General features: G+C 61.2%; 9 protein-coding genes. 6 read left to right on the forward strand and 3 right to left on the reverse strand.

Going from position 1 to position 8580, the window contains the following annotated elements:
- Positions 1-720, forward strand: a 720-nt coding sequence (locus K7H22_RS19265; protein ID WP_230802443.1) for an ArdC family protein, incomplete at its 5' end; no start/stop codon positions are given.
- Positions 721-810: 90 nt separating this feature from the next.
- Here the strand turns inward: K7H22_RS19265 and soxR are convergent.
- Entirely contained in the window at positions 811-1242 is a 432-nt protein-coding gene (soxR, locus tag K7H22_RS19270; RefSeq protein WP_230802444.1) for a redox-sensitive transcriptional activator SoxR, read from the reverse strand.
- A gap of 63 nt (positions 1243-1305) precedes the next feature.
- Between soxR and K7H22_RS19275 the strand changes: the two genes are divergently transcribed.
- Positions 1306-2754 carry an MFS transporter gene (locus K7H22_RS19275; protein WP_230802445.1) on the forward strand — a complete coding sequence of 483 codons (1449 nt, stop codon included), beginning with the start codon at positions 1306-1308 and terminating at the stop codon, positions 2752-2754.
- Between the two features lie 251 nt (positions 2755-3005).
- Here K7H22_RS19275 and K7H22_RS19280 read toward each other — a convergent pair whose 3' ends face one another.
- Both K7H22_RS19280 and K7H22_RS19285 read right to left on the reverse strand, forming a co-directional pair.
- Positions 3006-3449, reverse strand: a complete 444-nt coding sequence (locus tag K7H22_RS19280) for a hypothetical protein (protein ID WP_230802446.1) — start codon at positions 3447-3449, stop codon at positions 3006-3008.
- An 82-nt stretch (positions 3450-3531) separates the two neighbouring features.
- Positions 3532-4197 carry an ArsR/SmtB family transcription factor gene (locus K7H22_RS19285; RefSeq protein ID WP_230802447.1) on the reverse strand — a complete coding sequence of 222 codons (666 nt, stop codon included), beginning with the start codon at positions 4195-4197 and terminating at the stop codon, positions 3532-3534.
- A gap of 279 nt (positions 4198-4476) precedes the next feature.
- On the opposite strand from K7H22_RS19285, the gene K7H22_RS19290 reads away from it, so the two are divergent.
- The 4 genes from K7H22_RS19290 to K7H22_RS19305 all read left to right on the forward strand — a co-directional run bounded on the left by K7H22_RS19290 (position 4477) and on the right by K7H22_RS19305 (position 8427).
- Positions 4477-4866: a DUF3768 domain-containing protein gene (locus K7H22_RS19290; RefSeq protein ID WP_230802448.1), complete on the forward strand. Its 390-nt coding sequence runs from the start codon at positions 4477-4479 to the stop codon at positions 4864-4866.
- A 156-nt stretch (positions 4867-5022) separates the two neighbouring features.
- On the forward strand, positions 5023-7005 hold the full coding sequence (locus K7H22_RS19295; protein ID WP_230802449.1) for a ParB/RepB/Spo0J family partition protein: 1983 nt from the start codon (positions 5023-5025) through the stop codon (positions 7003-7005).
- Positions 7006-7077: 72 nt separating this feature from the next.
- On the forward strand, positions 7078-7671 hold the full coding sequence (locus K7H22_RS19300; protein WP_230802450.1) for a regulator: 594 nt from the start codon (positions 7078-7080) through the stop codon (positions 7669-7671).
- 102 nt (positions 7672-7773) lie between these two features.
- On the forward strand, positions 7774-8427 hold the full coding sequence (locus K7H22_RS19305) for a DUF6927 domain-containing protein (protein ID WP_230802451.1): 654 nt from the start codon (positions 7774-7776) through the stop codon (positions 8425-8427).
- Positions 8428-8580: the final 153 nt, after the last annotated feature.

An 8580-nucleotide genomic window follows, 5' to 3' on the forward strand; every position in this document is an offset into this window, starting at 1 on the left:
TTGCCGCAGGCCAATGCCTTGGACGCAAAGGTCCGCAAGGGCGAGAAATCCTCTGTCGTCGTCTATTACGGTCAAAGCCGGAAAGACGCGGGCGGCGATGAGCATGACCGCAGCGACGGGGATGATCACTCCGAGGAAGCCCACATCTTTCGCTTTCAGAAATCCTACCGCGTGTTCAATGCCTGCCAGATCGAGGGCTTGCCCGACAGCTTCTTCCCCGATCCGGAGCCCGTGCCCGAGCATCCGCCGTCCGAGCCCATCCCGCACATGCAGGCGTTTTTCGACGCCATCGATATCACAACCGTCTTCACGGGCACGGAGGCGTACTATTTGCCGCCCGTGGACAAGGTCTACATGCCGTCCATCACGCGGTTCCAGGACCCGCGCAATTTCTACGGAGTCTGGGCTCATGAACTGGCCCATGCCACGAAAGCCCCCCATCGACTGAACCGTGATTTCGGGTTCTCGAAGTTTGGCAACACGTCCTATGCGCGCGAGGAGATCGTCGCGGAATTGACCTCGGTGTTCCTGGGTCAGACGCTCGGCTTCACGGCGCATACGCTCGAGATGAATGCCGCCTACCTCCACAACTGGTTGCGCGTTCTTCGGTCGGACAAGGGTGCGATCTTCAAGCACGCCGCGGACGCGCAGCGCGCCTGCGACTATCTGATTGCCAGATCGGAGACGGGCAGGGCAGGGGGCAGCGTCGAGGCCGCTTGACCTGCACGTTGGCGCGAAGTGGAAAATGGCAACTCTAGAGCCCATGTCTACGGAGTTTCATCAATGCAGCGAACGATCAGTTTGAGATCCTCAGAGCAATCGCGCTCCTGGCCCTTCTTTTGCCAGATGATCATCTTCGTTGACCAGTGGGCAACGATTCACGCTCAGACAACCACAGCCGATGCACATCGCCATCTTGTCGCGAAGTGCCGTCAACGCTTCGATCCGACGTGTAAGATCATCGTGCCATACTTCGGAAATCCGCGCCCAGTCTTTCGTGTCCGGAACAGAGTATGTGGGCAGGCTGGAGAGGGCTTCCGCGATTTCGGAAAGTGGCACTCCGGCACTTTGGGCGACTTTGATCACCGTTACCCGTCGAAGGACCTCACGGCGATAGACACGATGATTTGCGCTGTTCCGCGTAGAGGCTATCAGCCCCTGACGCTCGTAGAAATGCAGCGTCGATATCGGCAAGCCGCTTCGTTTCGCGACCTGACCCACAGATAAATAGCTGTCTGCCATGAGAAACTCCTTGACCTAAACCATTGTTGAGGTTTCAGACATACGGCTGTCAAGGAGATCACGATGGCCGATACGAAACAAAATCCGACTTTCAAGGAAGAGGCATTCGTCTCATGGCGTGAGTTCTTGAGCAGCGCCTACACTCCAGCTCTGGCCCTAGTTTGCCTATCTGTCTGGCTGCACGCGGCGGATGCGCTGATCGTGGCAACGATGCTGCCTTCCGTTGTGGCAGAGATCGGCGGGGCCGGGCTGGTTGGCTGGTCGGTCTCGCTTTACGAAATTGCATCTGTCGTTGCCGGAGCGGCAAGCGCCCTTCTGACGATACGCTACGGGCTTCGCACGCCAATGTGCCTTGCGGCGATTGTCTTCGGCTTCGGGTGTTTTCTGAGTGCGGTTGCACCTTCCATGCCCCTCCTTCTGGCCGGTAGGGTGTTTCAGGGCTTGGGTGGCGGCGGTCTGGTTGCCATAGGTTTTGTGGCGGTAGGGGTCATCTTTCCCCGGCGCTACACAGCACGGGCTATGGCCGCTGTCTCGACTTTTTGGGGCGTATCGGCGTTCCTCGGGCCGCTGATCGGCGGCTTTTTTGTAGAGTTTGCAACCTGGCGGTGGGGCTTTGCATTTTTCGGTGGGCAGGCCATCGCCCTCGCCCTCTGGATTTCGCTGCGCCCGGATCACGCACCATCCGATGCCAGTGTCAGAACTGTCTTCCCATGGAGGCGTCTGGCATTGCTCTGTCTGGCTGTGCTTCTGGTCTCCTATGGGGGCGTGGAGATCGAACCGATGCAGACCGCCCTATGCGTTCTTTCCGGGGTCGCCTGCCTGGTCTTGTTCCTTCGGCTGGACCATCGCGCTCAGGACGACCGCTTGCTTCCCTTACGACCGTTTGACATCAGGAAGCCGACCGGATCTGCCCTGCTGATGATCCTGTCGCTCTCGCTTGCCACGATTGCCATCACCGCTTTCGGCCCTCTTCTCGTCGTCGCGATCCACAATGCATCCGCCCTGACGGCCGGATACATTGTCGCCTGCTCCTCAATCGGCTGGACCGTGATGGCGGTGCTCTTCAGTGGATCGCCTGAAAGGCTGGACCGTCTGATGATCGCAATCGGGATGGCGCTCGTGGCCGCGAGCATCGCCGGGTTTCTCTACGCCGTTCCTAACGGGCCGGTCTGGCTCATCGCCATATTCGCAGCGGTAGAAGGCGGGGGGTTTGGGATGGCATGGACATTCATTCTCAGACGAACCACCGCCCTTGCCGATCCGGAAGAAGTGCAGCGTATTTCCGGGGCGATTCCAACCGTTCAGCGCCTCGGCTATGCCCTGGGCGCTGCCTATATCGGGATCGTCGCGAATGCGGCTGGTTTTACAACGATGGATGCAGCGGCACAGGCGGCGGAAACAGCTCGATGGATATTTGCTGCCTGTCTCCCGTTTGCCCTCCTCGGTATTCTATCCATGGTGACGCTTGTTCGAAAGGAGCCGCGTAGCGTCAGTGGAGCCTTGTATGGCTAAACTGGACCTTGGCGGGAGCGCAGCAAAAGCCCGCTTCGTCCCGAAATCTACCAGTTCGCGCCCCAAGCGGTGAAGGTTAGCTATCGCGGTTTTTGGGCAAAGGCTGTGGGGCCGCTCCGGGCTGGCTGCCGTCACTTATGTCGGTGTCAGCCCACCGAAGCGGGAAAATCAGGCCGTGCACCGCCGCAAGGCAGCTTGGAGCCTATCTCGACTTATGGTGCACACCAAACGAACAGCATTTTTTGGATCCCCTACCGATGCTCTTCCGGCACCCAATCTTCCGCATCGCTGTTCCAGAACCTGCTGGGATTGTCTTCGTCCAATCCGCGAATATGAAGAGTCCGCAGACATGGCTCCACGAAGACAACCGGCTCTTCATAAGGGTGGGAGGCGTATATGGCTTTCAGTACCTGCACGGCATTGACTTCGTCGTCGCTTATAAAAAATGACAGTTCCACGCAGGGCACTTCGAACACCTTCTCGGTTGCCGCATTACGTCCGCTTCCCAGTGACCTGAATTGCTGAGTTCCCGGTGTGGTCCGATACGTCACGGAGTCATAGTCGCCGTATTTCAGCGTATCTTCGGCCAAAACTGCATCCACGATCCTTTGCGCGTGGGAGTTGGGCACTTGGACCATGATCCGCAGACCCCTTTCGGGAAGGAACCTGTCGTTATTGAGCTTGGTTAGTGTCATGGGGTTCTCCGGCTGTGTGCCCGTGGGAATAGCCCAAGTCGGCGATGTAGGGAGAAAAGACGGTTCGCTATCGACCGAACTCTCAGACCGGATCGGCGAGATCAATGTCCTGTCGGTGAAGGCAGAACCGGCGTTCAAGCGCATCGAACCCGTCTTCCGTGACGATAAGCGCCCGACTGCCTGTGCGGCGCTCAAGCCATTTTGCTTCCAAAAACTTCTGCATGATCGCCGTGGCCAGAGGACCGGAAATGTGATGCCGCCGTTCTGTCCAGTCGAGGCAAAGCATTGCCAGGGGCTTTCCCGTGCCTCCAAGTGGAACCTCAATACGGATTTCATCAAGAAAGGTCTGATAACGCGGGCCAGCACGGATTGCGTCATTGCGCACAGTCAGCACATTGCGCGCGATCAGGCGGTCCGTCATCAAAACGCCCAACCTGCCTGCGATATGGTTGTAGCAGCTGCGCGCGCACGACGTATTAGCGTCGGGCCGACCGGGCCGCGACAAGTGGTCAGTCGGCGAAAGCTGGGCCAGCCCTTCGAGGATGGCGGCAACGTCTGCATTGGCAATCCGGTGATAGACGTGCCGCCCGCTGCGTAGCGAAGCGGTCAGTCCGGCCCCTTCGAGCTGCTTGAGATGCGCGCTCGCGGTCTGCGGGCTGATACAAGCCGCGCAGGCCAGCTCTTTGTTGGTGAAGGCACGTCCATCCATCAGCTCGCACAGGATGCGCGAACGGCTGGGATCGGCCAAGGCTGCACCAATGATATCCAGTCTCGGTTCGATGGTCATACTGGTCAGACTATACACAGCACTCCAACGCAACCAGTACGAACACTTCGGCAGTGACCGAATTTAGATACTTGATTGAATACCGGACATTGGCGCAGCCGCAGCGAAGGTAAGAAAAGTCCGCTGAGCGGGCTTCTGCAGTTGTTCGGGTCGAGCAGGTTTTGTCGGGCCCAACCGCCAAGCAGAAAAGAAAAAGTGGGCTTTGAGAAGGGTGTTTCAAACCTCTCAAAGGAGATACCCATGTCCATGACCGTTCAACCCCAGCCAAACCGTCCGGATTCGAGTGTGATCGCGGCGCAGAACGACGCGTTTCGCAAGCTCGCTTGCCTCGGAGTGCCGCCCGCGCAGCCCATCCAGGGTCGGATGCATGTCACCCGCTCGCTTATGGAGGCCGGTGACGGCTTCATGGCCGAGGCGGTGAAGGCCACCGGTGAGTTTGCTACGTTCGAGCCTGAGAATGACCCGGAAGGCTGGCACGATTTCGGGGCGGTCGACATCCGTGACGAGACCGTGTTCTGGAAGATCGATCTCTATGAGGCGGGTTCTGACTTCCGCTACGGCGCCGAGACCCCGGACAATCCCGCCGCCACCATGCGCGTGCTGACCATCATGCTGGCGCGCGACTGGTAGGGCAGGGGACTCCTCCCCCCTGACATCTGAGACGATGAAGGCCCGCTGCCTCTCAAAAGGCAAAGCGGGCCTTCTGTCGTCGTGATCCCTGAAGCCGGGGATTGGTCACGCGCGTGAAGGCGCGGGCCGCATCTCACCCACCTGGAAGGTTATCCCATGACCACAAGCTTTGCCCCTCTCACCGTCGCCATCGGCGATCTGGTCCCGCATCCCGCCAATGTGCGCAGCAACGCGCCGGAAACTTATGACCCCGAGAACATCGCCCATCTGAAGGCCAGTATCGCTATTCTGGGCCTGCTCCAGCCGCTCCTGGTCCAGAAGCTTGACGGCAAATACGCTGTCCTCGCCGGTGGCCGGCGCCATGCAGCCCTGAAGGAGCTGATCGCCGACAAGGCCGCGAAGGGGTTCACCGCGAAAACCAAGGTCGACTGCCGCCTTGTCCCTGAGGACTGCGATGCGACCACGGCGCTGTCGCTCGCCGAGAACATCACGCAAGCCCCGATGAACGCCATCGACGAGTTCGAGGCTTTCGCGCGGATGATGGAGGTCGACGGCCAGACGCCCGAGACCATCGCAAAGACCTTCGGCACGACCGTCGCCGCCGTGAAAGGCCGGTTGCGCTATGGCCTGATCCACCCCGACATCCGCGCCGCGGCTCGGGCCAAGGTGATCACGCTCGACACGATGAAGGCCTTCGCCGAGCACCCGAGCCAGAAGGCGCAGCGTGAGGTCTACGATGCGCTCACGAAAGACGGCGTCTATCTGCAGGCCTACACCGTCCGACAAGCGCTCAAATCCCGCGGCGTGCAGGTCAGCGACGATATCGGGGCTTTCGTGCGCGAAGACTACGAGGCGCGGGGCGGTGCTGTCGCGGCTGACCTTCTGGAAGAGCATTCCGTGCTTGAGGATGCAGCACTGGTCGAGACCATCCTGCTCGAGAAGCTCGGTGCCGCCGCCGAAGAGGCCCGTATAAGGCTGGGCTTTGCCTGGGCCGATGCGATGGTGCGCTATGATTACGCGACCATGGCCGACTACGGCCGCGTCTATCCCGGCCCGATCGAGCCGGATGAGGCTGCCCGGAAGCGCATCGATGAGATTACCGCCGAGCTTGAGAAATTGCAGCTCGAGATGGAGGATGAGGGGCTCGAGGACGGTGCCTACAACGCGCTTTACGACCGCGTGGATGCCTTGGAAGAGGAAGCCCGCGATCTGCAGGAGGCCTACAGCGCCGAGGACCTCGCACGGTCTGGGGTGATCGCCTCGTGGCAGGGTGGGCAGATCACGCTCCATGTTGGCCTCGTCCGCCCCGAGGACACCGTCAAAGAGGAGGGCGCACGCGGCTCCTCAAGTAACCTGACGGGGGAGGAGGCACCGGACGCCGGCGAAATCACCTACCCGACCTCACTGGCTGAGGACCTCAAGACCGAGCGAGCCATGGCGCTTGGGGCCGCGATGGCGCTGCATCCGGAAGCCACGCTCGATCTGACGCTCTTCAAGCTGGTGAGCGACGTTCTGGCCAGCGGCATGAGTGTCACGCAGGCGATCAAGATCGATGCCCGCAAGGAACACCGCAGCCATGCCAAGATGGACGAGATCGACGAGACCTCGCTCGAGCAGGTGGCGGCGGCGCATGAGGCGCTTGATCTGTCCTGGCTCGATGACGCCCGCGCGCCCGCTGATCAGTTCGCGGCGTTTCGTGCGCTGGAGGCCGGCGAGAAGGCCAAGCTCGTGGCCTATGCCACGGCCAGCACCACGCAGTCCTGCTTCGCGCGGGACCGCCAGCGCGACAGCCTGATGCATGCGTTCGAGATCGAGATCATGCCCGACATCCGCGCCCACTGGACGCCGAACGCGGCGCTCTTCAACCGCTTCAAGAAGGCTTGGCTCCTGAAGATCCTCGGCGAGGATCTGGGTCTCGCCCAGGAGGCGGTGACGCTGGCCTCGTCGAGCAAGAAGGAGATCGTCGCCTTTTGTGACAAGCTCTTCGCCGAGCCCTTCGCCACGCTCACGGACGCGCAGCGCGCTGCCGTGGCCGCCTGGTGCCCGCCCATGATGCAGACCGCCGGTGTCGCCTGTGATGAGGCGGAGCCCGCTGCGGAAACCCCCGAGCCTGACAGCGAGGTCGCGCAAGCGGCCTGAGTCCTTACGCGACCCGCGCGAGGCATTCCCCGCGCGGGTCGACCCTCCCACACCCAACCGAAAGACATCCTCATGGCTATTCTCAAGTTCTCTCCGTCCGCTGTTGCGGCACAGATCGCCCATGCGCGCGCCTGCAAGACCTTCCTGCCCAACTGGAACGGGCCCGTGGACAGGCCGGCCCTGATCCTCATCGTCGGCAATGGTGTGCATCTGCGCTCAAACGGCATTGATGGCACGACCACCCGTATCGTCACCACCGAGCAGGCCGATCCCTCCTTCGCCTTCGCCGACGGCATGAACCCGTTTCGGGACACCGACTGGATGGCGCAGCGCCGCATGGCGTTTCGCGATCTGACCGGCCAGTTCTACACCGACATTCTGGATGACGTGCAGGTGCTCATCGACCGGGGGCGGGGGGCGATCCGGCTCGCCACCGATGGCCACAGCATTCGCGTCTTCGTGCGCCGGGCCTCGGATTATCTCATCGGCGGGACCTACGAGGTGCCGTCAGGCCTCGGCGGCACCTTCCGGGTCATCCTCAAGGATGCCTGCGATACCTTCGCGATCGTGCAGAACTGCGGCAATTGCGAGGATTTCGACGCCATGCAGCCCTACCGCGTGCCGCTCGATGCCCTGATGGAAATCGATGACCGGAGGGCGGCGTAACGCGCCCTTTCTCAAACAAGCATCGCCAATACCCTGCCGGGCCTGCGGCCCTCTCGGGACATTGGCGACAACAATTTCCCCAATGAGAGAAAGGACTCTGAGATGGGATGGCTCTTCTACACCGACGGCCGCGTCCAGACCTACGCGGATGAGAAAGCGGAAATCGCCCGGCTCTGCACCTCTCATGGCGACACGCGCAAGACGGAACTGGTCAAGGCCTGCAAGGTCGGCTCAACCTGGTATGCGGCGGCAAAGGTCACCAATCTCGACGGCACCCCTGTCGAAGACACGACCTATGTCACCGATGCGGATGGCTCCATCACTTTCGGGGCTGTCTTCCTCACCCGATACGATGACGGGTGCTGGGGCTACAAGGACATGGAGGAAAGTGCTGGCCCGAACGAGTCGCGTGCTCCCCTTGGGCTGATCGAGCTCCTCTCCGACCTGAAAGACCCGGACAGCTACGCCCAGGACTGGCGACAGCGCTGCCGGGATTGGGCTGCGATCCCGGACTACGAGGAAGGCGACAAGATCAGGCTCGCAACGCCCGTGACGCTCACCGATGGCAGTACATGCCAGATCGTCACCGCGACGCACTACAGGCGGGGCCGGCAGAAACGCCGCTGCTACCGCATCGAGGAAACCGGCGGCCTCGTGCGCCTGTCGAAAGCGACGCTCGCGGGCTCGGAGCTGCTCAGCTCCGCGAAAGGCGCGGCCAGTCCCGTGCTGGCGGAGTTCCTAGCGAGGCGAAATTAGGTGCTGCGCCGGACGGTTCATCGGCCTGCCCGGCGACAGCAGATCCTGCGGCTTGTCTTGACAAGGCAATGCAAATGCATTACCTATCGCAGGCAGAAAAGACCCCCCGTTCTTTCAGGAGACTGCCATGACAGCGCTCGCACAAGATGTCTC

Source organism: Seohaeicola saemankumensis (assembly GCF_021021435.1).
Classification (GTDB): domain Bacteria; phylum Pseudomonadota; class Alphaproteobacteria; order Rhodobacterales; family Rhodobacteraceae; genus Seohaeicola.

What these genes read in the sequence shown, in the direction of transcription:
- K7H22_RS19300 (WP_230802450.1), top strand. Translation starts at nt 7,078, where the DNA reads ATGGCTATTCTCAAGTTCTCTCCGTCCGCTGTTGCGGCACAGATCGCC.
- K7H22_RS19290 (WP_230802448.1), top strand. Translation starts at nt 4,477, where the DNA reads ATGTCCATGACCGTTCAACCCCAGCCAAACCGTCCGGATTCGAGTGTG.
- K7H22_RS19295 (WP_230802449.1), top strand. Translation starts at nt 5,023, where the DNA reads ATGACCACAAGCTTTGCCCCTCTCACCGTCGCCATCGGCGATCTGGTC.
- K7H22_RS19280 (WP_230802446.1), bottom strand. Translation starts at nt 3,449, where the DNA reads ATGACACTAACCAAGCTCAATAACGACAGGTTCCTTCCCGAAAGGGGT.
- K7H22_RS19305 (WP_230802451.1), top strand. Translation starts at nt 7,774, where the DNA reads ATGGGATGGCTCTTCTACACCGACGGCCGCGTCCAGACCTACGCGGAT.
- soxR (WP_230802444.1), bottom strand. Translation starts at nt 1,242, where the DNA reads ATGGCAGACAGCTATTTATCTGTGGGTCAGGTCGCGAAACGAAGCGGC.
- K7H22_RS19275 (WP_230802445.1), top strand. Translation starts at nt 1,306, where the DNA reads ATGGCCGATACGAAACAAAATCCGACTTTCAAGGAAGAGGCATTCGTC.